Here is a 24805-nt window from a genome sequence, read left to right as displayed (position 1 = left end):
TCGTCCTCATCGAAAGAAACTGGATCAGAGCAACGACGCTAGACAACTGTGCCCGAGTGGGCGCGTTCGCTCGCCGCCCATTGTATTCGCCGCGGCGGGATGCGCCGAACCGACGCCCCCGTGCGCCAGGTTTCCCGCACAGCGGCGGTGACCTAGGCTCGACGCGGGAGACACCAGCGGCGCACCGCGTGGGGACGGAATCGGAGAAGACTGATGTCATCAGCGTGGCGACAGCTGGGGATCGGGGCCGCCGCCATCGGCGCGGCAGGCCTGCTGTCCGTGGTCGGCGCGTATCGACCACCTCTCGCCCTCGCGGCGCTGTTCGGGATCGGGCTCGTGTTCGCCGTCCTCCGGATGCCGACGTACTGGCTCCCCTCCACCGCCCTCGCCCTGTACGCGCTCGTACCCCAGAAGCTCTACACCGGCCTCGGCATCCCGGAGGCGATCAACCTCGGGTCGTTCGTGCTCACGGTCTGGGCCATTCGCCGCGCGCTCGACACGCGGGCCGCCGGCGCGGGGACGACCGCCCATCGCCCGCGCGTGCTGATGTTCGTCGCCATCGCCCTCATCGGCTGGCTGCTCATGCTGCTGGCGTTCGCGGGCAGCGCCGCGTCGAGTGTTGGCTGGGTGGTCAGCATCACCCTCGGCGCCCTGCTCCCCTTCTTCGTGCCGGTGGAGCGCGCCGACGCGCTGCGCCTGCGCGCCACTCTGAGCATCCTCGGGGCCGTGCTCGGGCTCGCCGCCGTCTGGGAGAAGGTGCGCGAGGCCAACCCCCTCTTCGACCAGCTCTACCGGCTCGTGGGCTACTCCAACTCGCAGCACTGGTCGGTGTACCGCTCGGAGGGCACCTTCGGGCATCCCCTCTATGTCGCGACGTTCCTCTCCGTTGCCGCGGCCGTCGCCCTCGCGAGCTGGCTGAGCTCCGCCGGGGAGCGCGCCCGCTGGCTCTACCTGCTTGCAGCGGCCGCCGCCGCAGCGGGCCTCGCCAGCACGGTGTCGCGCGGCGCCCTCATCGCGCTCGTCGGCGGAGCGATCGTCGCGGTCCTGGCCTCGGTCGTCTTCAGCCGCAGGGGGGCGCTGCTCAAGGCCCTCACCATCGCCGCGGCGGGCGCCGCGGGGTGGATCTTCGTCGGCGCCGACCTGCTGTCGGAGCGGACCGCGTCCTCGGAGGCCGAGCAGTCGGGGAACGCGAGGACGGCGATCATCGACGTCGCGATCGACACCGCCCAGCGATACGACTGGATCGGCGCGGGTCCGGGCGCCTCGAGCGAGGCGGCGGATGCCGCGGGTTCCGGCGGCCTCCTGGTCGAGAACTCCTACCTGCAGCTGCTGATCAGCATCGGCGTGCCCGGGCTGCTGCTGTTTGCCATCCTCATGGCCGGCGCCGCCATCGTCGCGCTGCGCCGCCGCAACATCCCGGCCCTCACCGCCCTCACCGTGTTCCTCATCGGGATCTTCGGCTACAACGCCATCGACGGACTACGCACGATCCACGTGTTCCTCGGCTGCATCCTCCTGTTCTGCCTTGCCGCGACCGACCGCCCGGACAAGACGGAGCCGTCGTCCGCGCCGAAGGACCTCGCGGAAGGCCGTCCCGCCGGCCTCGCTCCGGTGCGGTGATCCCCTGAGGATCTCGAGAGCAATATTGTGAGGATTCCCCACTTCCCCTAGCGCTCGCGCTTCCCTCCTACTACCCTTCACCTGGGGAAATCCGGGGGCGCCGCGGCGCCGTGAGCAGGGGTGGGCATGCAGACGGGAAGGACACGGCTCGACTGGGTCGACACCGCCAAGGGAATCTCGATCCTCCTCGTCGTGCTCGTGCACGCCGCCCACTGGCTGGAGTACGCGGGCGTCTCGTCGCGGGCGCTCACCGACGTCAACGAGGCGCTCTCCACGCTGCGGATGCCGCTGTTCTTCTGCATGTCCGGGCTGTTCGCGGCGAAGTGGCTCGACAAGCCGTGGCGCGAGCTGTGGAGCGGCAAGCTGTCGCTCCTGCTCTGGGTCTTCATCGTCTGGCAGCCGATGGTGCTCGGCTACAAGCTGCTCGCGGCGTCGACCCTGCCCGACCAGGAGGACTCGTCCGTCGTCGCGCACCTCGCGCGGTTCGTGCTCTCCCCCGTGCGGCCGTCCGGCGAGCTGTGGTTCCTGTGGGGGCTCGTGCTCTTCTTCGTCGTGGCGAAGGTGCTCTCCCGCCTGCCCATCTGGCTCCACCTCGGCATCGCCGCCGTGGTGTCCGCGTCGTGGTGGGGCATCGCCGAGGCGGCCCTGAGCGAAGGCGTGCTGCGCATCCTCAGCAACGGCTGGCGGGGCGCAGCCACCTACTACCTCTTCTTCGTGATCGGCATCCTCGGCCGGAAGCAGATCCTGGCCGCCGTGGCCGGCGCGTCGCGCGGCCTGCTCCTCGCGCTGGTGCTCCTCTGGGCCGCCGTGATGACCGCGGCCGTGTCGCTCGACGTCGTCGCCGCGGTACCCGTGGCGCTCTTCTTCCTGAAGCTGCTGGGTCTGGTCGGCGGGGTGGCCCTGGCGGTGCTGCTCAGCGACATCGGAGCCCTCGTCCGGCTCGGCTCGCAGACGCTGCAGGTGTACGTCGCGCACACCACCTTCGTCGTGCTAATCGCGGTGATCCTCGCACAGTTCGATCTCCGCCTCGTGGACGATCTCGCGGCCTTCGTCCTCCCCCCGCTCGTCGTCGCCGTCGCCGTCGCGCTCTCGCTGGCCCTGCACCGCGCCGTGCTGCCCACGCGCGCACGGTTCCTCTACGTCCAGCCCGACTGGTTCGCGCGGGCCGAACGCCCGCGCCTGTCGCGGCTCCGCCTCCCCACCTCCCGCTGACCGCATCCGGCGGGAACGCGGATCGCCCCCTCCCGCATGGCTGCGGAAGGGGGCGAACCGGCGGGAGCCCGTCGGCGCGTTACTTGCGGCACTCCACGTTGGTGATGCTGGTCGTCGTGCCCGCGGTGGTGTTGTTGCAGGCGACCAGGTTGCCGTAGTCGGTGCGGACGTACACCCCGTACCGGCTCGTGAGCACCGTCGCGGAGTTGTTCACGAACACGTTCCGCTTGCCCCATTCCGGCTCCGACGCGTAGTCGAAGTTCGCGATGAAGGCGTCACCCTTCGCATTCGTGCCGACGTTGTCGCGGATCAGGTAGTCGTTGCCCTTCACGTAGATGAGCGAGGTCACCTCCGTGAGCGCCGCCCCGTCGATCCGGTTGCCGATGATCGTGCCGCCCGTCGTGCCCTGCTTCGCCTCGATGGGGTCGGCGCGGGTCCCCGCGATGTCGTTGTAGGCGACGACGTTGCGGTCGCTCCGGTCGGGCAGGCAGTTCGTGTACTCGCACCACCGGGCAGGCGACGTGCCCAGGTAGATGCCCTCGCCGTACTCGGGCAGGACGACCCCGGTGTTTCGGATCGTGTTGCCGATCACGGTGCTGTCCGTGGTGCCGTAGCGGATCTTGATCGCCTCCTGGCCGATGTTCGACGCGTGCACGTCGGACACCGTCACGTGGGAGCTCGAGCTGACGGCGACGGCCTGCGTAGCGTTGCGGATCGTCATGCCGGACACGATCACGTGCTGCGCACCCTGCACGTGCACCGCGAACCCTGCGGACGTGTTCTCCCGCTCGAGGATCGCCGTGCGGGGGCCGCAGAGCCAGATGGGCTTGTCCTCGGTTCCGCTCGCCGTGAGCAGCACGTACCCGACGTAGGTACCGGGCTGCAGCCGGATGACGCTGCCCGGCTGCGCAGCCGCGACCGCGGCCTTGAGCTGCGAGAACGTGCTCACCTCGACGGTGGCGGCGGGGCAGTCGACGTACCGGTTCGCTGCCGCATCGATGTCCCAGCGCGGGGTGTCGACGGGGCCGGTGACGGCGGCGACCGACTCGTTGCCGCCCCGGTCCACCGCCGTGACCTCGTACGTGTAGGTGACGGCCTCCTTGCGGGTGATGTCGAGGAAGCTGCGCGCCGTGAACACGCTCGGGCTGATCAGGCGACGGGTCTCGCCGCCGCCCGCGCGGTACACGCGGTAGTTGGCGAGGTCGCCGGCCTCCGTCGCGGCCCAGGTCAGGCGGGTTCCGAGTCGGCCCGGCACGGCGCTGACGTCGGTCAGCTGCGCGGGGGCGATGGTGTCGATGACGTCGAAGGCGTCCAGGACGATGTCGCTGGTCACCGACGCGGTGTTCTTCGACCCGATCCGCTCGATCCGGATCGTGTGGGGGCCGTCGGTCAGGCCCGTCCTGGTGAACACCGTCTGCTGGTACTTCGTCACCGACGAGTACAGGTCGACGGTTCCGACCTCGACCCCGTCGATCAGCACCCTGGCGATGCCGAAGTACGGGCCGACGCGGGCGATCCACTTCACCCCGGTGGAGTTGAACGCGAGCTGCGCGAAGGATCCCGTGACCTTCGACCGGACCACCTCGCCGGCGCTGTCCTTGCCCGCGAGCGGGTCCCAGGTCCCGCCGAACGTCACCGCGGAGGACGTGCCCTCGTAGCGGCCCGATGGCACGCTGGAGTCCGGCACGGTGACCGTCGCGGGGACGGATCGCGGTGCCTGGTTGCCGGAGGAGTCCACGGCCACGACCGCGTAGCGGTAGGTGCCGCCCGGGATCACGTTCTCGTCTCGCACCGTCACGGCGGCCTCTGGTCCGCCCGGGAGTTCCACGAACTCGCCGGAGCCGATCGCACGCAGCACCCGGTAGCCGACCACGTCCGCCTCGGCGGACGCCGGCCAGGAGACGTCGATGCCCGCGCCGGACACGACACCGGACACACCGGAGACCGCTGCGGGAGCGATCGTGTCGACAACGTCGAAGGCGTCGAGCACCACGTCACTCGTCGGCGACGCCGCGTTCTTCTTGCCGATCCGCTCGATCCGGATCGTGTGCGGGCCGTCGGTCAGGCCCGTCTTCGTGAAGACCGTCTGCTGATACTTGGTGGTGGATGAGTACAGGTCCACCGTGCCGGCGTCCACGCCGTCGATGTAGACCCGCGCGATCCCGAAGAACGGACCGACCCGTGAGATCCACTTCACGCCGGTCGAGTTGAACGCCAGCTGCGCGGACGAACCCGTCACCGTTGCCCGGACCACCTCGCCGGCGCTGTCCCTGCCCGCGAGCGGGCCCCAGGTGCCGCCGAACGTCACCGCGGGGGACGTTCCCTCGTACCGACCCGACCGCACGCTGGAGTCCGGCACGGTCACCGACGCCGCGATGGAACGCTGCGCCTGGTTCCCGGAGGAGTCCAGGGCCACCACGACGTACCGGTACGTGTTGCCCGGGATCACGTTCTCGTCCCGCACCGTCGCACCGGCCACCGGTCCGCCCGGGAGCTCCACGAACTCGCCGGAGCCGGTCGCACGCTGCACCCGGTAGCCGACCACGTCCGCCTCGGCGGACGCGGGCCAGGACACGTCGATGCCCGCACCGGACACCACCCCGGAAACACCGGACACCGCGGCGGGGGCGATCGTGTCGACAACGTCGAATGCGTCGAGGACGACGTCGCTGGTCACCGACGCGGTGTTCTTCTTCCCGATCCGCTCGATCCGGATCGTGTGCGGGCCGTCGGTCAGGCCCGTCTTGGCGAACACCGTCTGCTGGTACCTGGTGGTGGACGAGTACAGGTCGACGGTTCCGACCTCGACCCCGTCGATCAACACGCGCGCGATTCCGAAGTACGGTCCCGTCCGGGCGACCCACTTCACGCCGGTCGAGCGGAAGGCGAGCTGCGCGAACGACCCGGTCACCGTGGACCGGACCACCTCGCCGGCGCTGTCCTTACCCGCCAGTGCACCCCAGGTACCGCCGAACGTCACGGCGGAGGAGGTTCCCTCGTACCGGCCCGACGACACGCTGGAGTCCGGCACGGTCACCGACGCCGCGATGGAACGCGGCGCCTGGTTGCCGGAGGAGTCAACCGCCACGACCTGGTAGCGGTAGGCACCGCCCGGGATCACGTTCTCGTCCCGCCACGGCGTCCCGGCCACTCCGGTCGCGACCTCGGCGTACTCCCCCGTCCCGACCGCGCGCAGCACCCGGTATCCCGTGACGTCCGCCTCGGCGGACGCCGACCAGGACACGTCGATCCCCGCGTCGGAGACCCTGCCGGACACGCCGGACACCGCCGCGGGCGCGACCGTGTCGGTCACGTCGAAGGCGTCGACCACGACGTCACTCGTCGGCGACGCCGCGTTCTTCTTGCCGATCCGCTCGATCCGGATCGTGTGCGGGCCATCGGCCAGACCCGTCTTGGCGAACACCACCTGCTGGTACTGCGTGGTCGACGAGTACAGGTCCACGGTTCCGGCGTCCACGCCGTCGATCCACACGCGGGCGATGCCGAAGAACGGTCCCACGCGGGCGATCCACTTGATCCCCGTGGAGTTGAACGCGAGCTGCGCGAACGATCCGGTCGCCGTCGCGCGGACCACCTCGCCGCCGCTGTCCCTGCCCGCAAGCGGGCCCCAGGTGCCGCCGAACGTCACCGCCGAGGACGTGCCCTCGTACCGGCCCGACCGCACGCTCGAGTCCGCCACGGAGACCGTCGTCGGAGCCGACCTCGGCGCCTGGTTCCCGGAGGAGTCCACCGCCACGACCGCGTAGCGGTAGGTGGTGCCGGGGATCACGTTCTCGTCGCGCCACAGCGTCGCGGACGCTCCGGTCGCGACCTCGGCGAACTCGCCGGCGCCGACCGCGCGCAGAACCCGGTAGCCCGTGACGTCGGCCTCGGCGGACGCCGACCAGGACACGTCGATCCCCGCGTCCGAAACTTTGCCGGACACGCCGGACACCGTTGCGGGCGCGACCGTGTCGGTCACGTCGAAGGCGTCGAGCACGACATCGCTCGTGGGCGACGCCGCGTTCTTCTTGCCGATCCGCTCGATCCGGATCGTGTGCGGGCCATCGGTGAGACCCGTCTTGGTGAACACGGTCTGCTGATACTTCGTGGTCGACGAGTACAGGTCGACCGTTCCCGCCTCGACCCCGTCGATCAGCACGCGTGCGATCCCGAAGTACGGACCGACGCGCGCGATCCACTTCACCCCGGTCGAGTCGAACGCGAGCTGCGCGAACGACCCCGTCAGCGTCGACCGGACCACCTCGCCGCCGCTGTCCTTACCGGCCAGAGCGCCCCAGGTACCGCCGAACGTCACCGCCGAGGAGGTGCCCTCGTACCGGCCCGACGGCACGATCGAGTCCGCCACCGCCGATGCTCCCGGCACGACCACGGCCCCCGCCGCCAAACCCACGATCACTGCACATGCCGCAAATATCCGCCCCATGTTTCCTGACGTTAGGGAGGGCCGGGGTCCCGCCACAGTTCCCAGTTAGGGTCATCCCCGTTAGGGGCATCCCCATTCGGGGGACCCTCCCGCGGGTCACCCGAGCGCCTCCGACTCGTCTCAAGACGCCGCTCGCCCCCTCCTCCGATGTGCGGAAGGAGGGGGCGAGCGGCGTTCGCGCCGGGGCGCCGCTACTTCCGGCACTCCACGTTGGTGCGGTCCGATCCGGAGCCGGACACGGTGTTGTTGCAGGCGACGAGGTTGCCGTAGCCCGTGCGCACGTAGACGCCGTAGCCGGGCCGCGTCACGGTGGCGGAGTTGTTCACGAACACGTTGCGCTTGCCCCAGTCCGGGTTGGCCGCGACGTCGAAGTTCGCGATGAAAGCGTCGCCCTTCGCGTTCGTGCCGACGTTGTCGCGCACCAGGTAGTCGTTGCCCTTCACGTACGTGAGCGAGGTCACCTCCGTGAGGGAGCCACCATCGATCCGGTTGCCGATGATCGAACCACCCGTCGTGCCCTGCTTCGCCTCGATGGGGTCGGACCGGGTGCCGGCGATGTCGTTGTACGCCACGAGGTTGCGGTCGCTGCGGTCCGGCGCGCACTTCGTGTACTCGCACCACTTGACGGGCGAGGTGCCGAGGTACACGCCCTCGCCGAACTCGGGCCGAACGGTCCCGGTGTTGCGGATCGTGTTGCCGATGATCGCGCTGTCCGTGGTGCCGTAGCGGATCTTGATGGCCTCCTGGCCGATGTTGGTCGCGTAGATGTCGGACACCGTCACGTGTGCGCTCGAGCTCACCGCTACCGCCTGGGTGGCCTTGCGGATCGTCATGCCGGACACGATCACGTGATCCGCGTTCTCGACGTGCACCGCGAACCCGGCTCCCGCGTTCTCCCGCTCGATGATCGCGGTGCGGGGGCCGCAGAGCCAGATCGGCCTCTCGGCGGTCCCGCTGTTCGGCAGCAGCACGTACCCGACGTAGGTTCCGGGCCTCATCCTGATGACGGTGCCGGGCTTCGATGCCGCGACGGCGGCCTTCAGCTGCGAGAAGTTGCCCACCTCGACGGTCGCCGAGGGGCAGTTGGCGTACCGGGTGCGCGGCTGGCTCGACGTGAGCGTCGCCGCCGTGACGGACCCGATCGACGCGGCCGGGGACTCGTTACCCCCGCGGTCCACGGCGGTCACCGTGTACGTGTAGGAGGCGCCCGTCTGCCGGGTGATGTCGAGGAAGGTCGGCTTCGTCACCGACTGCGTGCTGATCAGACGCTTCGTCTCGCCGTTGCCCGTGCGGTAGACCCGGTAGGTCCTCAGGTCTCCCGCGGTGCTCGCCGTCCACCTGACGGTGGTTCCCAGCCGGCCGGGCGACGCCGAGAGTCCCGTGAGCTTGGCCGGCGCGATCTTGTCGACGACGTCGATCGCATCGACGGTCACGTCGCTCGTCGGCGACGCCGAGTTCTTCTGTCCGATGCGCTCGATGCGGATGGTGTGCGTGCCCGCCGTGAGCCCGGTCCGCGCGAACACCACCTGCTGGTACTTCGTGGTCGACGAGTACAGGTCCACCGTGCCCTGCGCCACCCCGTCGATGAGCACCCGCGCGATGCCGAAGAACGGCCCCTTCCGCGCGACCCACTTCACGCCGGTCGAGTTGAAGGTCAGCTGCGCGTACGACCCGGTCTTCGTGGCCCGCACGACCTCACGGGCGCTGTCCCCCGTGCCCTCCAGCGAACCCCAGGTCCCGCTCCGCGATATCGCGGACGATGTGCCCTCGTACCGACCCGACGCGACCCCCGTCGCCGCCGAAGCCGACGTGGCTGGAACGGTCACGGCCCCCGCCGCCAACGTAACGATTGTGGCTATTACCGCCCATTTCGATCCCATTGGAAAGAAATTACGGGGTACAAGGGGATCGCTCTGGTCCCAATTCGGGGGACAAGCTCGGAATTCGGACGCGATCCCGCACCCCGACGAGACGGGGATTCGGCTGCCCAGGCGGCAGAACTAATATGCCCCGTCCGGCATGGCCACGGCCTTGACGGTGCGGTAGAGGATGATGATGTCCCCGGTCAGCGACCAGTTCTCGACGTAGTAGAGGTCGAGCCGAAGGCTGTCCTCCCACGACAGGTTCGACCGTCCGCTCACCTGCCATAGTCCGGTGATGCCCGGCTTCACGAGCAGGCGGCGGTGCGCCCAATCGTCGTACTGGGCGACCTCTGCGGCCAGCGGGGGACGAGGGCCGACGAGCGACATGTCCCCCCGGAACACGTTGAGCAGCTGCGGGAGCTCGTCGAGGCTGTACCGGCGGAGGAAGCCGCCGACCCGGGTGACGCGGGGGTCCGCCTTCAGCTTGAACAGCACGCCGTTGCCGTCCGACTGGTCGAGGAGGCTCGGCAGCTGCGCCTCGGCGTCGACCACCATGGACCGGAACTTGAGCATCTTGAAGGGCTTGCCGTTCAGGCCGACGCGCTCCTGACGGAACAGGGCCGGCCCCGGGCTGTCGGTGCGGACCGCGATCCAGATCCACAGGAAGATGGGCGAGAGCACGGCGAGCAGGCCGGCGGAGGCGAGGATGTCGAATCCACGCTTGATGACGTGCCTGCGACCCTCGAAGGACGGGTACTCGACGTGGATCAGCGGCAGGCCCGCGACCGGGCGTGCGTGGATGCGGGGGCCCGCGACGTCCGTCAGGGCGGGCGCGACGATGAGGCTCACGCCGCGGGACTCGAGGTCCCAGCCCAGCTGCCGCATGTCGCGGGGACTGATGTCGTCCGCGCCGGTGAGGATCACGGTGTCGACCCCGGAACCGTCCACGACCTCGAGCGCGTCGGCGAAGCCGCCGAGCACCGGCACACCCTCGGCGAGGCGCTCACCCGGCCGACCCTGCTGAGTAAGCGCGCCGACGGCGACGAGGCCCGAGGTGTGGTCGCGGTGGATGCTCTCGACGACGTGCTCGGTCTTCTCCCGGTCGCCGACGAGGAGGGCCCGGTAGATGTACTCGCCGCGAATGCGCCTGCGCTGCAGCCAGCGCCGCCAGGCCCAGCGGGAGAACATGAGCAGCAGAAGGCCGCTCGGCAGCGCCATCAGCAGGTAGCTGCGCCCGAGGTCGATCTTGAGCAGGAACACCAGGATGGCGAAGGCGCCGAAAAGGCGCAGCGTCGCGTCGGCGAGGCGCCGGTACTCCGTGCTTCCGGATCCGATGATCTTGTGGTCACGCGTGGCGAAGAAGTCGAGGTACAGCATCCAGGCCGCGATGAGGATCACGGAGATCACGGTGTAGCCGATGAGCGTCTCGTCGCCGTCGCCTCGGATGCGCCAGACCTCGAGCTCCGCGGAGCTGCCGCCGAAACGGAGGAACTGCGAGCCGAGGACCGCCGCGACGACGATGATCAGGTCGGTGAGGAAGAGGCGGGCCGCATAGCCCCGCTCCCAGCCCAGGCGCCGCTGCGCCTTGACCGCAGTCGTCATTCCGCCCCCCACCCGGGTCACCAGGTGATGCCGCCGTCCTGCGAGACCCTCACAGCCTCGTCCACCCACACCCAGACGGCATCCGTCGCAACCGATACGGCGACGCTACCCGCAGGCAGGTCCGTTGTGCGAGCGGGAAGGCAGCCGAGCGCGGGCGCGTCGGTGCCACTCTCCGGAAGCACGCGCACCTGGACGCCGTCGCACGCCTCGTCGCCGATCGCGGCGAGAACGTAGCCGTCTGGACCCGAGGCGAGCGCCACGACGCCGGGGGCGGGAACAGCGGCGTCCCAGGTGAGACCACCGTCGGCCGTTCGCTGCACCGTCCGGTCCGCGCAGAGCGCGGCCGCGGTGAGGTTGTCGGCCGCGGCGACCTGGACGACGGGGCCGCAGGGCAGCGGGCCTGACTTCGACGGCGACCGCACGATCGCGGGGTCCGCCGGGTCGACGTACCAGGCCGTGCGCGCCTGCTCGGGCGACTCGACCCAGTCCAGGCCGGAGGTGTAGGAGCGGCCGACCGAGGTGACGCAGTCGTCCCCGCTCTGACCCACGACGTGCACCTCGGACCGGTCGATCACGTCGATGCTGAACACCGACCGCATGTCGGTCGGCGGGTTGAGGGGGTAGCGGTCCCAGGTGGCGCCGCCGTCGGTGGTGCTCTCCAGGGCGGCCACGGAGGCCGGGCAGGTGCCGATGTCGCCACGCCACGCGACGGTCGCGTTCAGCGCGCTCAGTGTGCGCGTCGGCGCTACGAGGGCGGCGGGCGGCTCGGGCGTCGGCGTGGCTGCGGCCGTCGGCGCCGCGGTAGCCCGCGCGGCAGGATCGAGGCCGAGCGCGCCGAGACCCGAGGCGCGGTTGAGCGCGAAGGCGACGAGCGCGACGTCGATGACGAGGAACAGGACGAGCGCCACCACCGCCCAGCCCCGACGCGATGCGGCCCGGGGCGGACGCTGCGCCATCACGCGGATGCGCCCATCGTCGAGCCGGCGGCGCCGTCGGGCCTGATCCGCGCCGCGCGGAGCAGGATGTCGGCGACCGCGTCGGCGGCCGGGACGAGCTGCTCGCCGGACAGGGCGTAGGTCGCGTCGCTGCGCTTGTAGGGGTCGATGACCTCGTCGTCGTCCGCGGTCGCGGCCGGGGCGACGACACCGCGCCGGCTGCCCACGAGGGCGACGAGCGCCGAGAGCCGCCCGGCCACGTCGTCCTCGGGCAGGAGGGCGATGCGGCCGAGGTCCTCGTCCGTGAGCCCTTCGGCGAGACGCGCGAACTCGCGCAGGGTGAACGCGGTGCGCGAGGCCTTCGGCAGGGTCCGGACGACGGCGCTGCGGTGCTCCCTCGCGAGCGCGAGGACGAGCTGCGCGTCGCGCAGCTGTCGCTCGCCGAGGTACGTCGCCCGGTGCACGCTGACGTCGACGCCGTAGCGCTTCGCGAGCGCCTCGGCCTGCGCCGGCGCCCGGTCACCGTCGTTCGCCATGGTCCCCGCGCTGCGCACCCGCACGTCCCCCAGCTCGGCCAGACGCGAGCGCAGGTAGTACTCGGCCAGCGGTGAGCGGCAGATGTTCCCGGTGCACACCGTGAGGATCGTGAAGACCTGTCCCGTTGCCTCCGTCATGATCGCCTTACCCGCGCCTCACCTGGGCCTGGCTGGTCTCCGCCAGCGCAACCTCAGGCGCATCCTGCTCCATGCCGTAGTACGCGCCGTAGTTGCCGTAGCCGTACGCGTCCGGGCCCTTGGTGGGCAGCATGGTCATGACGACGCCGAGGACCCGGCTGCCGATGTGCTCCAGGCTGCGCATGGCTGCCTCCAGCTCGTTCTTGCGGGTGCGGCCGACGGCGGTGATGACGATGGCGCCACCGGTCAGCTTGCTCAGGATGGCCGCGTCCGTGACGGGAAGCAGCGGCGGCGCGTCGATGATGACGTAGTCGAAGGTCGCGTTGAGCGTCTCGAGGACGGCGGACATGGCCTTCGAGCCGAGCAGCTCGCTCGGGTTCGGTGGCACGCGGCCGGCGGGGAGCACGTAGAGCTCGCCACGGCCCCAGGGCTGGAGCACGTCCTCGATGTCGGCGCGACCGATGAGCACGTCGGTGAGACCCGCGGCGCCCTCGAGGGCCATGGTGTCGGCGACGCGCGGCAGGCGGAGGTCGCCGTCGACGATGGCCACCTTCGCGCCGGTCTCGGCGAGGGCGATCGCCAGGTTGCAGGCCGTGGTGGTCTTGCCCTCGCCGGGCAGCGAGGAGGTGACCACGAAGCAGCGGGAGCCGGAGTCGAGGTTGACGAACTGCAGGTTGGTGCGCAGCGAGCGGAAGGACTCCGCGCGCGGGTTGCGGGGGTCGCCGTGCACGATGAGCGGGCGCTTCTTGGCGCCCGGGTCGAAGCTGATGCCGCCGAGGATCGGGGACTTCGTGACGTGCTCGACGTCGTGGCTGCCGTGGATGCGGTTGTCGAGCGTGTAGCGCAGCAGGGCGACGCCGCAGCCGATGATCAGGCCGATGAGCAGGCCGAGCGCGAGGTTCAGGGGGATGTTCGGCGACGCGGGCGCGACTGGCGGGATGGCCGACTCGATGGTCTCGATCTTCACCAGGCTGGGACCGCCGCCCGTGGGCGCCTCGAGCTGGGTGACGACGAGGTCGCTGAAGCTGGCGCCGATCGCGTTCACCGTGTCCGCGGCGAGCTGGGGGCTGGTGTCCTCGACGGCGACGTCGATGAGCACGGTGTTCAGGGGCGAGCTGGCCGTGACCCGCTCCGCGAGCTCCTCCGCCGTGTCGGGCAGGTCGAGCTCGGCGATGACGGGGTCGAGCACCCGGGAGCTGCGGACGACGTCGACGTACGACCGCACCTTCTGCTGGGCGGCGCTGCTGCCCTGCACGAGTTCGCCGGGCGTGACGCTCTCGGACGACTGGACGGACACGAACAGCTGGGTCGACGCGATGTACTTGGGCGTCATCAGGATGGACGTCACTGCCGCCCCAGCGATCCCCACGAGTGTCACGGCGACTATGAGGATCCAGCTCTTGCGCAGGATCCGGATGTAGTCGCGTACGTCCAAGGAGCGGCCTCTCTCACGTTTCGTCGTCGAATGAGACGCATCCGACGTTAGCGTCCAACGCCGGTACAACCGCCCAACGCATGCTGTGCGTGTTGCGTCTGTGGCCGCGTAGGCCGTCCCATCGTCGCACATTTCCGACACGCCGAAGACACGCCCGGCGCCCACGGAGCCGCCCGTACCCGCTCCTGACCCGCCATTTGGGGGTATGCCCCCGTTCGCACCGTGCCCGGCGTACCGTTGTGCGACGGCGCCTCGGGGCGGCGCAGTGAGGAGACGACGGATGCGCGCGACCCCACTCGGTCGGGAGAGCCGCTGAGCGGCCGGGCCGGCGACGAGCGGAGCACGCCTCCACCGGAGCGCCAGGGAACAGCCTCGGTGCGGCCGCGGTCGGCCGCGATCGACACCGTCCGCGTGCTGGGACTCGCCGCCGTGGTCACCGGTCACGCCTTTGCCGAGCCCGCCGTGCGCGCCACCCTCTACCCCTGGCACGTGCCGGTGTTCTTTTTCCTCACCGGCTACCTGTGGACCGCCGGGCGCGGCCTGGGCGACGAGGTGCGCAAGCGCGCGCGGACACTGCTCGCGCCGTACCTCGCCTGGCTCCTGCTCGCCGGGCTCTTCACGACCGCGCTGCGCGCCGAGGCGGGACGGCAGCCGTCGCCCGCGGTGTTCGGCGAGATGCTGCTCGGCGGGACCTACGTGGAGAGCCCGCTGTACACGTTCTGGTTCGCCACGGCCCTGATCTTCGCCGCCCTGCTGTGCCGGGCGCTCGAGCGCCTGCCCGGCTGGGTGCCGTGGGCGGTGGCCTCGGCCGGCCTCGCCGCCGTCTACGCGGCGCCGCGCATCGTGGCCGACGTGCCGCTCTCCCTCGGCGTCGCCGTGCCGAGCCTCGTGTTCCTCCTGTTCGGCACGGTCGCGAAGCGCCTCCGGCCGCGGATCGGCCGACCGCTGATAGTGGGACTCGCGCTGCTCGCTGCCGGCGGCATCCTCGTGGCGACCGGGGCGTCCCGGCCCGTAGACCTCAAGCAGGGCGACTTCGGCACCATCCTCCTCAGCCCCGTCGTCGCGGCCGTGCTCAGCTTCGGGCTCGTGCTCGTGGCCGAGGTCGTGGTTCCCGCCCTCGGCGCCCGCTTCGGCCGGGCCATGGTGCTGCTCGCGTCCGGCGGCCTGCTCGTGATGTTCGTGCATCCCGTCGTGCTCTGGGCGCTGCGGAACGACTCGGCGAACGGCTCCTGGGTCATCTACCTGACGGCCCTGCTCGTGCCCTGGGCGATTGCGGTGGGGCTGCGGCATACCCCGCTCTCGCCCTGGCTGCTCGGCGTGCCGCGCGCCAGACCCGCGCCGGCGCCAGCGCGCGCCGCCTAGCCGCGAGCTGCTCGGACACACAGCGCTAGAGGGCAGCGCTATTGGGCAGGCAGCGCTAGTGGGCGGCCACGGCGGCCCGAGCGCGCAGGTCCGAGGCGAGCGCGCCGCCGCTCTCCTGCAGGTAGCAGGCGCCGCAGAGCGCCTCGTAGGCCACGTCGACGCCGTCGATGGCCACCTGATCCCCGTCGAAGACGAAGACGTCGCCCACCCGTCGCGCGTTGAACACGGCCTTCCGGCCGCAGCGGCAGATGGTCTTCAGCTCCTCGAGGCTGTGCGCCACCTCGAGGAGGCGCCTGCTGCCCGGGAAGGCCACCGTCTGGAAGTCGGTGCGGATGCCGTAGGCGAGCACGGGGACGTCCTCGAGGATCGCGATGCGCACGAGGTCGTCCACCTGCGCGTCGGTGAGGAACTGCGCCTCGTCGACGAGGAGGGCGGAGACGGGTTGCGCCGGCATGCCCCCTGTCGTGCCCGCGAGCCCGCTGGTGGACCCGACGAGGCGGAGGAACAGCGCGCGCACGTCGCTCACCGGATCGATCAGGAAGTCGACCTCACGGGAGAAACCGAGGCGGGACACGATGCGGCCGTCGCCCTTGGTGTCGGTGTCCGGCTTCGCCAGCAGCACGCGGTGTCCGCGCTCCTCGTAGTTGAACGCCGCCTGGAGCATTGCCGTGCTCTTGCCGCTGTTCATGGCCCCGTATCGGAAGTAGAGCTTTGCCATCTAGCGAAGGTACCCGTCCTCGGCGGCCCGCCGGATGAGGTCGGCCTTCCGGCTCGCGGGGCGGCCCGCCTGCTTGTACTTCTCGCGGACCCGGCGCAGGTAGGTCTTCGCCGTCTCGTACTGCACGTGCATGAGCGCGGCGACCTCGGACGTGCTGTTGCCGGCGACGTAGAGCTTCAGCGCCTCGGACTCGCCGAGGCTGAGCTTCGGCCGGGTGGTCGTCTGGGCGCCAAGGGGAAGCGGCCGCCAGTCCCGCTGAAGGCCGGCGTTCTGCTCCACCCCCATCACGGAGCGCGCGACGTCCATGACCTCGCGGAGGGACTGGGACTTGCTCACGAAGGCGGAGGCGCCGGCGTCGAGGGCCCGGTCCCGGACCTCGGGGCTGTCGATCCCGCTGAGCACGATCACCTTCGCCCCCGCGGCGCGGCAGGTGCGCACGCGAGCCTCGATGGAGACGGGTTCCTTCAACTGGAAGTCGAGCAGCACGAGGTCCGTCGGGAAGTTCGCGCTCTGCACCAGTTGCAGCCACGTGCTCGCGCTCAGCACGAGCTCGAAGTCCGGGGCGTTCGCCAGGATCCAGCTGGTGAGGCTGTCGAGCAGGACCTCGTGATCGTCGAGGACCGCGAGGCGGACCCGGTCGTGTCCGCGATTCTCGCGGTTGGCGGCGCCCATGGCGTCGACCCCCCCTACCGGGGAGGTGTCTCCCCGATCAGTGACGTGCATAGGAGAACCGTAGTACGAGCTCGGTGTCGATCCGCTCAACGCGGACCGCGTCGAAGGCCGTGCGGAAGACCGCGAGATACGGCGAGATCAGGCAGCGCGTGCGGTGGCGCGACATCCGCAGCACCGCGGACACCTCGGCGTCGCAGCGCGAGCCCGTGGAGGTGAGCCGGATGGCGAGCGTGCCGCGCTGGAGCGCCGGCGTCCGCAGCAGGTCGTCGAGGAGTGCTCGCAGCGCCGCACGCTGCTCGAGGTCCATGAACTCGGCGACCTTGTGCGGGTCGCTGACCGGTGGATCCTGGGCGATGCCGGCGAGCATCGCCTCCTGCCGGTGCTGCAGCAGGAGGTCCTCGAGCCAGCTCCGACCCGCCTCGCTGATCATGACGCCGCGGATGGAGTCGGAGATGCTCCTCGCCCGCTCGTGGTCGTCCTCGGTGATGGAGTCCCGGTCGAGCACCTCGGCGAGGAAGGGCAGCACGTCACGGTTGAGGATGGTCACCCGGTCCTGCTGCACCGAGCGCGCCATGCCCTCGCGCACCCGGCCGACGTCGGCCTCCCGCGCGCGGGCCGCCCGCCCGTCCCACTCCTTGACCGAGCCGACGAGGGCCCGGCAGAAGGTGGCCGAGGCGACCGTCATGCCGAGCACGGGCGCCATCGCGGCGGACACGAGCACGAGCGGCGGCGCGGCGGTCACGAAGTACGGCAGCTGCACGACGGTGAGCGCGGCCACGACCACCGCGGCGATGACCCCTGAGCGCAGGATCTCTGCCCACGGCCGGAAAGGCGCAAAGGCGAGGAGGAGCACGCCGACCGCGACCGGCCCCCAGTCGTCCCGCACGAAGTCGTTGTGGCGCCACGTCGCGTACGCCGACAGCAGGTGAGCGGCCAGCGCGGCCGTCAGCACGAACGCCATGCGGCGACGGGTGAACGGCGCGAACCGCGGGTCGCCGCCCAGTACGAGGGCCAGGCAGGCTGCGGCGAGCGCGAGGAGCGCCAGGGTCGCCGCGACGGGGTGCACGAGGTCGCGGAATTCCCTGGCCGTGATGACGACGGCGTAGAGCAGCGCGAGCGACGACCCGACGATGGCGAGCCGGCGACCGGACAGGGTGCCGAGCGGGTCGAGCTGCTGGGCGGTGGACTCGTGGGCGGGGCCGCTCACGACGCGCTCCGGCGGGAACCGCCAGGCGCATCGGGGGACGGCTTCTCCACGGCCGCACTCTCGGCGACCGGGACCTGCAGCAGCACGGAGGTTCCCTCGCCCAGCGTGGACCAGATGTGCACGGAGCCGCCGACGCGCTCGATCCGCCCGCGCACGGACTGCCGCAGCCCGAACCGGTCCCGGGGCACGCTCTCCTCGCGGAATCCCCGCCCGCCGTCGATGACCATGACGGTCAGCTCGCCGACGCCGCCGAAGACGACGACCTCCGCGCGATCCGTGCCCGAGTGCCGGGCGACGTTGACGAGGCACTGCCTCATGGCCAGGGCGAGCTCGTGAGCCACCTCCGGGCCGAGCGTTGCGAGAAGCGTCAGCTCGCCCGCGAGGTCGACCGTGAGGCCGTCCCTGCGGGAGTCGTCGATGGATCGCTCGAAGACCGGGGGCAGGTCGGCGTCCTCTGCGCGCACCGGGATCGTCTCCGGCTCGATGAGCCAGTCCTCGCCGACCAGGAGCTGCAGGTCGCGCTCGATGCTGCGCCTCGTGGCGGCGGGCAGCGGCCCCGTGGGCGCCGCTGCGAGCGCGGCGAGCTGACTGAGCACGGTGTCGTGCAGGAGGGCGGCGGCGCGCTGCTCCAGCCGATTGCGCATGGCTGCGACGCTCTCCTCGCGCGCGGCCCGGTGCATCGTCGGCCGGACCCGCTGGGAACGGCGCCTCCCCTGCGCCACGGCGCTGAGCACCGCGGCGAGCAGCACGGCCACCGCCGTGGAGGCGAAGTCGAGCGAACCGGGCGTGTGCGACTGCAGGTGAGCGAAGAGCACGGCGGCCTCGGCCGCGGCGTACCCCGCCGCCACCCAGCCGATGGCGCCGAACGAGGTCACCGCCGCGCCGGCGCAGAGCACGAGAGCGAGTTTCGGCAGGGTCAGCAGGTAGGAGTTGTTGGCGGTGGCCGGGCCGAGCTGGTTGAGCAGCATCCCCGCGTACCAGAACGTGCTCGCGGCCCCCGTTGCGAGGTAGGCGACGGACCAGAAGAGGCTCCGGTTCGCGGCGAGCAGGATCAGCACCACGGCCATGACCCCGAGCGCGAGGAAGGACGGCCAGAGGAGAAGAGCCGGGTAGTCGAACTGGACGACCCCGATGCAGACCACGGCGGTCGCGAGGCAGAGCAGGGCCGAGGCATGGCAGGCCACCGCTATCGCGTCGTTGACGCGGGAGCGGGCGAGATGATTGGGAAGGCCTAATGCCACCTTCGAAGTATCCCATCGGCGTATAAGCCGGTGTACCCCGTTTTCTGGGGTGGCCGGGCAGCGCTCCCCCTGCGGCGTGGGGCCTTGTGCCCCATTCTTTAGCCGCCCGCTAGAACAGCGTCGGCTGCGCCTCGGCCAGCATCCGGGTCGCCAACCGGGGCGGCAGCTCCTCCGCGAGGAGGGAGCGTCCGCCCGGCGCCGCATCCGTGGAACCCTCGCCCTCCAGCGTGCCCTGCGTCGCCCAGGACGGGCGACCGCGGGGCGCGGTGAGGGCGGACGAGCGCACGGCCCCGGTCGCCGGCGCGGCGGTGCCCCGCCGCAGGCCGTGGTCCCGGATCAGCGGCCGGATGCGCTCGGCGAGCCACTCGCGGTAGGCCTTCGGCGCGTAGGTCTTCGTCCCGTACATCTCGCGGTACCGGGGCAGGAGCTCCGGGTGATCGCGCTCGAGCCACTCGAAGTACCACTCCTTCACGCCCGGCTTGAGGTGCAGGGCCGTGTAGAGCACGTAGCTGCCGCCCGCGGCCTTGACCTGGGCCAGGGCGGAGTCGAGGTGCGCCCTGCTGTCCGTGAGGTACGGGAGGATCGGCATCAGGAACACTCCGCAGGCGAGCCCCTGCTCGCGCACCGCCGTGACGGTCGCGAGGCGCGACTTCGTGGTTGGGGTGCCCGGCTCAACCGCCTGCTGCAGCTCGTCGTCGAACACGGCGATCGACATGGCGAGGTCGACCGGCACCTCGCCGGCCGCCTCCGCGAGCAAGGGCACGTCGCGCCGCAGCAGGGAGCCCTTGGTCAGGATCGACAGCGGCGTGCCGGACGCGGCAAGCGCCGCGATGATGCCGGGCATCAGGCGGTACCGTCCCTCGGCCCGCTGGTATGGGTCGGTGTTCGTGCCGAGAGCGACGGGGTGCTTCTCCCAGCTCGGCTTCGCGAGCTCGCGGGCGAGCACGTCGGCCACGTTGACCTTCACGATGATCTCCGAGTCGAAGTCCTTGCCCGCGTCGAGCTCGAGGTATGTGTGGGTCGGCCGGGCGAAGCAGTAGACGCAGGCGTGACTGCACCCGCGGTAGGGATTGATGGTCCAGCCGAACGGCATGGTCTTCGACTCCCCCGGCACGTGGTTCAGCGCGCTCTTCGCGAGGACCTCGTGGAAGGTGATGCCGGCGAACTCGGGCGTGCGGACCGAGCGCACCAGGTTGTTGAGCTTCGCGAGCCCGGGCAACGCCGCGGACTCCTCCGCGTTGATCTCCTGACCACTCCATCGCATGCCCCCATTCGAACACACTTTCTGCTGTTCCGCCTCCCCCGGTAGGAAGCGATCGAACGGGGTCGAACGCTTCCGACTCGGTGGGGCCGGTCTTTACCGGCGACGGCGCGCTGCGAGAGCATGGGGCCATGAGCGAGGATGCGACGCGCACGAACCCGGGTCGGGGCGCGGTCACGGCTCCGGCCGTCGGGGACGCGGCACCGCGGTACTACGCGGCGGACCGGCAGGACTGGCGGAACTGGCTGGCGGACAACGGGACGGCGGCGGCCGGGGTGTGGCTGGTGTACGACCGTGGTGCGGCGCGCGCCTTCGGCTACGACGAGATCGTCGAGGAAGCGCTCTGCTTCGGCTGGATCGACAGCAAGGGCCGCAAGCTCGACGACGCCCGCACGATGCTCTACCTCGCCCCGCGAAAGCCGCGGAGCGCGTGGTCGCGGCTCAACAAGGCGCGGGTGGAGCGCCTGATCGCCGACGGCCGGATGACGGACGCCGGCCTCGCGGTCATCGAGGCTGCCAAGCAGAGCGGCACCTGGACCGCGCTCGACGACGTCGAGGAGGGTCTCGAGCCGCCCGACCTCGCGGCGGCCCTGGACGCCGACCCGCTGGCGCGGCAGCACTGGGACGCGTTCCCTCGCTCCGCGAGGCGCGGCATCCTCGAGTGGATCAGCCATGCGAAGCGGCCGGCGACCCGGCTCGCGCGCGTGCAGGCGACGGTAGCGGAGGCGGCGGAGGGCCGGCGAGCCAACGAGTGGCGGCCGAAGCCGACGCCGTAGCGCCGGCGCGCCGGGGGGACGGGCCCGCGGAGCCGCCCGGAGGCGGTCCCCGCGGCGGGCGTCAGGAGATCTGGAGCGTGCGCGCCGTCTCGCCCGTGACCTCGTCCACGCTCGCCGGGCTCTCGGAGAGCGGCTTCTCGTAGTTCGGGATCATCGCCTTCAGCGGCGCCTTCCAGGAGCCGATGCGGTCGGGGAAGCAGCGTTCGAGCACGTCGAGCATGATCGGCACCGCCGTCGAGGCGCCCGGGGACGCGCCGAGCAGGCCGGCGATGCTGCCGTCCTTTGCCGCGACGACCTCGGTGCCGAACTGCAGCACGCCGCCCTTTTTGGCGTCCTTCTTCATCACCTGCACGCGCTGACCGGCGGTGATCATGTACCAGTCACCGCGCCTCGCCGTGGGCATGAATTCGCGCAGCGAGGCGAACTTCTTGCCCCGGGTGGCGAGCAGCTGACTCACGAGGTACTTGATGAGCCCGAAGTTGTCACGGGCGACCGCGAGCATCGGGAGGATGTTGTGCGGGCGGATCGACACGAACAGGTCGAGGTACGAGCCCGTCTTCAGGAACTTGGGGCTGAATCCGGCGTACGGGCCGAACATGAGCGAGGCCTCGCCGTCGACGACGCGTGTGTCGAGGTGCGGGACTGACATGGGCGGGGATCCGACTGCCGCCTTGCCGTAGACCTTCGCCTGGTGCTTGCGCACGAGCTCCGGGTCGTCGGTGCGAAGGAACTGACCGCTGATGGGAAAGCCGCCGAAGCCCTTGATCTCGGGGATGCCGGCCTTCTGCAGCAGGTGCAGGGCCCCGCCTCCCGCACCGACGAAGACGAAGCGGGCGTGGACGGTCTTGGGCGTCGACCCGACGATCTGCTTGACGCTCACCTTCCAGGTGCCGTCCTTCTGCTGCCGGAGACCCCGCACCTCGTGGTCGGTCTTCAGGGACGCTCCCGACGCCGTGAGGTAGTCGAACAGGCGGGTGGTGAGCGAGCCGAAGTCCACGTCCGTGCCCTCGGTGAACCGGGTCGCGGCGATGCTCTCGTCCCGGTCGCGGCCCACCATGAGCAGCGGCGCCCAGGAGTAGATCACCTCCGGGTCCTCGGAGTACTCCATGCCGGCGAAGAGCGGGTGCTTCACGAGCGCCTCGTACCGGCGGCGCAGGTAGTCGACGTTGTCCTCGCCGCGCACGAACGTCATATGCGGGACGGGGTTGATGAACTGCTTGGGCTCGGGAATCTGTCCCGAGCTGACGAGGTGCGACCAGAACTGGCGCGAGAGCTGGAACTGCTCGTTGATCTTCACCGCGCTCGCGATGTCGATGGTGCCGTTCTTCTCCGGCGTGTAGTTGAGCTCGCACAGGGCGGCGTGGCCGGTGCCCGCGTTGTTCCACGGGTTCGAGCTCTCCTGGGCCACCTCGGGCAGCCGCTCGTAGATCTCGATCGACCAGTCGGGCTCGAGCTGCCTGATCAGCGTGCCGAGGGTGGCGCTCATGATGCCGCCACCGATGAGGACGACGTCGATCGGATCCGTGGATGTGCTCACACCGTCCAGTTTACGTCCGCCGGAAGGCGCTCCCGTCGGTCCCTCGGAGCCCCGCGCCGCGCCTGCCGGAGCGGCCTAGCCTGGACGAGCCATGCTGAGCATCGAACTGACCGTCGACGACGAGACCGACGCGACCGTGCGCCGCGAGTGGCGCGCCCTCGAGGATGCCGGCATCCCGAGCCTCGCCCGGAACAGTTCGCCGAGCAACCGCCCCCACGTGACCCTGTTCGTTGCGCCGGCGATGCGGGTCGACGACCTGACGGCGGTGCGAGAGGCCGTCTCGTCCCTCCCGCTGCCCCTGACGCTCGGAGCGACCCTGCTGTTCGGCGGCCACCGGCGGGGTTACGTGCTCGCCCGCCAGGTCGTGGTCACCCGGGCGCTGCTGGAGCTGCATCGCCGTGTGCACGAGGCCGCGACGCCGCTGGCCGAGTCGGTCGTCGATCTCTCCCGGCCGGACGCATGGACGCCGCACGTGACCCTCGCTCGCCGGCTGGACGCGGACAGCGTCGGCCCCGCGCTCGCGGCGGTGGGCGCCGCCGCGCTTCCGACTGGCAGCGCGCCCGCGGCCCGCCTGTGGGACGGCGTTGCGAAGACGATCACGCCCCTCTCCTGACCGCTCCCCGCGTTCCGCCGCCTCTTCCGGGCTTGACGCGGCAGCGGGCGGGGACGCGTCGCGCCGGTCAGGAGGCGGGGCCGCGGTGTCGGCGGGTCTTGGCCACCGAGCCGTCCGGGGCGAACGTCGTCCACACCCCGGACCGGACGCCTCGGTCGTAGTGCCCCTCGTCGTACGGCGTGCCCTCCGCGGTGAACCTGCGCCACGTGCCCTGCTGCTCGCCGCGCTCGAAGCCGCCGGTCTGCAGGAGCACGCCCGACTCGCGGTACCACGTCCACGGCCCGTGCATCAGGCCCGCGTCGTAGCCGCCGACGGCGCGCAGCCGCCCGTTCCGGAAGTAGGTCCGCCACTCGCCCGTCTTCACGCCCGCGTCGTAAAACCCCCGGGACTCGAGGGTCCCGTCGCGGTAGGTCTCCTCCCAGAGGCCGGCGCGCCGGCCGTCGGCGTCGACCGCGTTCGGCGCGGGAATGCCCGCCTCCCCCACATGCCCCGCTTCCCGCGCATCCTGGGCCTGCCGCGCGTCCTGGGCATTCCCCGCGTCCTGGCCGGTCACGACCGCGACCCGCGGGTGGAGCGGGGCCGTCCGCCGCGAGCCGGCAGCCGTCGCGTGGACAGCGCGAGCGCGATGCCCAGCACGGCGCCCGCGGAGTTGGCCAGCACGTCTCGTGGGTCGCTCACCCTCGTCGGCAGCCAGGCTCCCTGGGCGAACTCGATCGCGCAGGTCAGGGCGACGGACAGCGCGAGCACCAGCCAGCGGCGGCGCGGGCCGAGGAGCAGCACGAGCAGGGCCGCGAGGGGCACGAACAGGGCGACGTTCGCGCTGAACTCGACGACGTCGAACGATATCCAGGCGGTGACCGGGGAGCGCTGCAGGAGTTCGAGCACGCGATCGAGCACGGTGACGGCCGACGGATCGTAGGGCTGGGGGCCGAGGGTGAGCCACCCGATGAAGCCGAGGTAGGCCGCCGTCGCCCCGGCGAGAAGGTGACGGGCGAGCGGTCGCCGCTGACGCGCACTCGGCGACGACGACAGCGGATCGCGCTCCCCGGGCGGAACGAAGGGTGCCGCGGCCGGCGGCTGCGGCGTCATCGTCGCTTCGCGGTGGCGGGACGGATCCGCTCGTACGTCTCGAGGAACCGCTCGACCGGCACCGCGGCGATCGTGTCGGCGAGGATGCCGAGGTCGACGTCCTCGATGCGCCGGAAGCGGAGGCAGCTCTTCCCCATGTCGAGGGTGCGGCCGGACTCCCGCCAGCGCCGGGCGAACTCCTGCTCCTCCGCGGAGTCGCTGTACAGCGCCATCAGGTAGAGCGAGTTGTAGTTCTTCTGCGCGGCCAGCGAGACGTAGGCGAGCGGCTTGCCGTTGTAGGTGCCGGAGAAGGTGGCGAGGGGCACCGACCAGGTCGGCATGCCCCAGGCCATCGCCAACTCGTAGCCCTCCGGCATCGCGGCGCGCACCGTCTCGAAGGCGGGGTCGATCACCGCCCGGCGCTCCTCGGGAAGTCCGTCGAGATAGGCCCGCACATCCTCGGGCACGGCGGAATCGCTCATCCAGGAAGGCTAGCGCCGCCCGCCTACGCCGCGACAGGGCACGGCGACGGCGCCGGGGCACGGCGCGGGCCGGCCCGTCCC

At 71.0% G+C, this 24805-nt stretch carries 20 protein-coding genes; 5 read left to right on the top strand and 15 right to left on the bottom strand.

The window, feature by feature from the left end; translation table 11 throughout:
- The first annotated feature begins 213 nt into the window (after window positions 1–213).
- Together DAI20_RS06255 and DAI20_RS06250 are read left to right on the top strand one after the other, a co-directional pair.
- Complete coding sequence (locus DAI20_RS06255; protein WP_108249614.1) at window positions 214–1620, top strand: O-antigen ligase family protein; 1407 nt, start codon at window positions 214–216, stop codon at window positions 1618–1620.
- A 126-nt stretch (window positions 1621–1746) separates the two neighbouring features.
- Window positions 1747–2832 (top strand): acyltransferase family protein, encoded by a 1086-nt coding sequence (locus tag DAI20_RS06250; protein WP_159084943.1) that lies wholly within the window; start codon window positions 1747–1749, stop codon window positions 2830–2832.
- A gap of 79 nt (window positions 2833–2911) precedes the next feature.
- Here DAI20_RS06250 and DAI20_RS06245 read toward each other — a convergent pair whose 3' ends face one another.
- The 6 genes from DAI20_RS06245 to DAI20_RS06220 form a co-directional block, all read right to left on the bottom strand.
- A complete protein-coding gene (locus DAI20_RS06245) occupies window positions 2912–7201 on the bottom strand; it encodes a fibronectin type III domain-containing protein (protein ID WP_159084942.1) in 4290 nt (1429 codons plus the stop codon).
- Window positions 7202–7470: 269 nt separating this feature from the next.
- Complete coding sequence (locus tag DAI20_RS06240) at window positions 7471–9105, bottom strand: right-handed parallel beta-helix repeat-containing protein (RefSeq protein ID WP_159084941.1); 1635 nt, start codon at window positions 9103–9105, stop codon at window positions 7471–7473.
- 174 nt (window positions 9106–9279) lie between these two features.
- Complete coding sequence (locus DAI20_RS06235; RefSeq protein ID WP_108249785.1) at window positions 9280–10743, bottom strand: sugar transferase; 1464 nt, start codon at window positions 10741–10743, stop codon at window positions 9280–9282.
- Between the two features lie 17 nt (window positions 10744–10760).
- Window positions 10761–11654 carry a hypothetical protein gene (locus DAI20_RS06230; protein WP_159084940.1) on the bottom strand — a complete coding sequence of 298 codons (894 nt, stop codon included), beginning with the start codon at window positions 11652–11654 and terminating at the stop codon, window positions 10761–10763.
- A gap of 44 nt (window positions 11655–11698) precedes the next feature.
- Window positions 11699–12352 carry an arsenate reductase/protein-tyrosine-phosphatase family protein gene (locus DAI20_RS06225; RefSeq protein WP_108249609.1) on the bottom strand — a complete coding sequence of 218 codons (654 nt, stop codon included), beginning with the start codon at window positions 12350–12352 and terminating at the stop codon, window positions 11699–11701.
- A gap of 7 nt (window positions 12353–12359) precedes the next feature.
- Entirely contained in the window at window positions 12360–13787 is a 1428-nt protein-coding gene (locus DAI20_RS06220) for a tyrosine-protein kinase domain-containing protein (RefSeq protein ID WP_108249608.1), read from the bottom strand.
- 222 nt (window positions 13788–14009) lie between these two features.
- Between DAI20_RS06220 and DAI20_RS06215 the strand changes: the two genes are divergently transcribed.
- On the top strand, window positions 14010–15149 hold the full coding sequence (locus tag DAI20_RS06215) for an acyltransferase family protein (protein ID WP_159084939.1): 1140 nt from the start codon (window positions 14010–14012) through the stop codon (window positions 15147–15149).
- Window positions 15150–15204: 55 nt separating this feature from the next.
- Here the strand turns inward: DAI20_RS06215 and DAI20_RS06210 are convergent, their stop codons facing one another.
- From DAI20_RS06210 to DAI20_RS06190, 5 genes are all read right to left on the bottom strand, one after another.
- Entirely contained in the window at window positions 15205–15867 is a 663-nt protein-coding gene (locus tag DAI20_RS06210) for a thymidine kinase (protein ID WP_108249606.1), read from the bottom strand.
- On the bottom strand, window positions 15868–16590 hold the full coding sequence (locus DAI20_RS06205; protein WP_240605902.1) for a response regulator transcription factor: 723 nt from the start codon (window positions 16588–16590) through the stop codon (window positions 15868–15870). It lies immediately after the preceding gene.
- Window positions 16577–17746, bottom strand: coding sequence for a hypothetical protein (locus DAI20_RS06200; RefSeq protein WP_108249604.1), 1170 nt, complete (start codon window positions 17744–17746; stop codon window positions 16577–16579). The genes DAI20_RS06205 and DAI20_RS06200 overlap by 14 nt, the downstream gene beginning before the upstream one ends.
- Complete coding sequence (locus tag DAI20_RS06195; RefSeq protein WP_159084938.1) at window positions 17743–18987, bottom strand: sensor histidine kinase; 1245 nt, start codon at window positions 18985–18987, stop codon at window positions 17743–17745. The genes DAI20_RS06200 and DAI20_RS06195 overlap by 4 nt, the downstream gene beginning before the upstream one ends.
- A 109-nt stretch (window positions 18988–19096) precedes the next feature.
- Window positions 19097–20251 carry an Rv2578c family radical SAM protein gene (locus DAI20_RS06190; RefSeq protein ID WP_108249602.1) on the bottom strand — a complete coding sequence of 385 codons (1155 nt, stop codon included), beginning with the start codon at window positions 20249–20251 and terminating at the stop codon, window positions 19097–19099.
- Between the two features lie 128 nt (window positions 20252–20379).
- Here DAI20_RS06190 and DAI20_RS06185 point away from each other — a divergent pair, with 128 nt between their 5' ends.
- Window positions 20380–21024 (top strand): YdeI/OmpD-associated family protein, encoded by a 645-nt coding sequence (locus DAI20_RS06185; protein WP_108249601.1) that lies wholly within the window; start codon window positions 20380–20382, stop codon window positions 21022–21024.
- 61 nt (window positions 21025–21085) lie between these two features.
- Here DAI20_RS06185 and DAI20_RS06180 read toward each other — a convergent pair whose 3' ends face one another.
- Window positions 21086–22510, bottom strand: coding sequence for a malate:quinone oxidoreductase (locus tag DAI20_RS06180; protein WP_168927674.1), 1425 nt, complete (start codon window positions 22508–22510; stop codon window positions 21086–21088).
- Between the two features lie 142 nt (window positions 22511–22652).
- Between DAI20_RS06180 and DAI20_RS06175 the strand changes: the two genes are divergently transcribed.
- The gene (locus tag DAI20_RS06175) at window positions 22653–23174 is read left to right on the top strand and encodes a 2'-5' RNA ligase family protein (protein WP_108249599.1); all 522 of its coding nucleotides are present in this window, start codon (window positions 22653–22655) and stop codon (window positions 23172–23174) included.
- A gap of 67 nt (window positions 23175–23241) precedes the next feature.
- On the opposite strand, the gene DAI20_RS06170 is transcribed toward DAI20_RS06175, so the two are convergent.
- Genes DAI20_RS06170 through DAI20_RS06160 form a run of 3 tightly spaced genes read right to left on the bottom strand, consistent with a single transcriptional unit; the run spans window position 23242 to window position 24724 of the window.
- The gene (locus DAI20_RS06170; protein ID WP_205781350.1) at window positions 23242–23727 is read right to left on the bottom strand and encodes a toxin-antitoxin system YwqK family antitoxin; all 486 of its coding nucleotides are present in this window, start codon (window positions 23725–23727) and stop codon (window positions 23242–23244) included.
- On the bottom strand, window positions 23724–24263 hold the full coding sequence (locus tag DAI20_RS06165) for a VanZ family protein (protein WP_108249597.1): 540 nt from the start codon (window positions 24261–24263) through the stop codon (window positions 23724–23726). The genes DAI20_RS06170 and DAI20_RS06165 overlap by 4 nt, the downstream gene beginning before the upstream one ends.
- Complete coding sequence (locus tag DAI20_RS06160) at window positions 24260–24724, bottom strand: DUF1801 domain-containing protein (protein WP_108249596.1); 465 nt, start codon at window positions 24722–24724, stop codon at window positions 24260–24262. Before DAI20_RS06160 ends, DAI20_RS06165 begins: the two co-directional genes overlap by 4 nt.
- Between the last annotated feature and the right edge of the window lie 81 nt (window positions 24725–24805).

Source organism: Planctomonas deserti (genome assembly GCF_003067705.1).
In the GTDB taxonomy this organism is placed as follows: domain Bacteria; phylum Actinomycetota; class Actinomycetes; order Actinomycetales; family Microbacteriaceae; genus Planctomonas; species Planctomonas deserti.
This window is presented reverse-complemented; position numbering and strand designations above follow the sequence as displayed.

What these genes read in the sequence shown, in the direction of transcription:
- DAI20_RS06255 (WP_108249614.1), top strand. Translation starts at nt 214, where the DNA reads ATGTCATCAGCGTGGCGACAGCTGGGGATCGGGGCCGCCGCCATCGGC.
- DAI20_RS06250 (WP_159084943.1), top strand. Translation starts at nt 1,747, where the DNA reads ATGCAGACGGGAAGGACACGGCTCGACTGGGTCGACACCGCCAAGGGA.
- DAI20_RS06235 (WP_108249785.1), bottom strand. Translation starts at nt 10,743, where the DNA reads ATGACGACTGCGGTCAAGGCGCAGCGGCGCCTGGGCTGGGAGCGGGGC.
- DAI20_RS06225 (WP_108249609.1), bottom strand. Translation starts at nt 12,352, where the DNA reads ATGACGGAGGCAACGGGACAGGTCTTCACGATCCTCACGGTGTGCACC.
- DAI20_RS06210 (WP_108249606.1), bottom strand. Translation starts at nt 15,867, where the DNA reads ATGGCAAAGCTCTACTTCCGATACGGGGCCATGAACAGCGGCAAGAGC.
- DAI20_RS06205 (WP_240605902.1), bottom strand. Translation starts at nt 16,590, where the DNA reads ATGCACGTCACTGATCGGGGAGACACCTCCCCGGTAGGGGGGGTCGAC.
- DAI20_RS06190 (WP_108249602.1), bottom strand. Translation starts at nt 20,251, where the DNA reads ATGCGATGGAGTGGTCAGGAGATCAACGCGGAGGAGTCCGCGGCGTTG.
- DAI20_RS06185 (WP_108249601.1), top strand. Translation starts at nt 20,380, where the DNA reads ATGAGCGAGGATGCGACGCGCACGAACCCGGGTCGGGGCGCGGTCACG.
- DAI20_RS06180 (WP_168927674.1), bottom strand. Translation starts at nt 22,510, where the DNA reads ATGAGCGCCACCCTCGGCACGCTGATCAGGCAGCTCGAGCCCGACTGG.
- DAI20_RS06175 (WP_108249599.1), top strand. Translation starts at nt 22,653, where the DNA reads ATGCTGAGCATCGAACTGACCGTCGACGACGAGACCGACGCGACCGTG.
- DAI20_RS06165 (WP_108249597.1), bottom strand. Translation starts at nt 24,263, where the DNA reads ATGACGCCGCAGCCGCCGGCCGCGGCACCCTTCGTTCCGCCCGGGGAG.
- DAI20_RS06160 (WP_108249596.1), bottom strand. Translation starts at nt 24,724, where the DNA reads ATGAGCGATTCCGCCGTGCCCGAGGATGTGCGGGCCTATCTCGACGGA.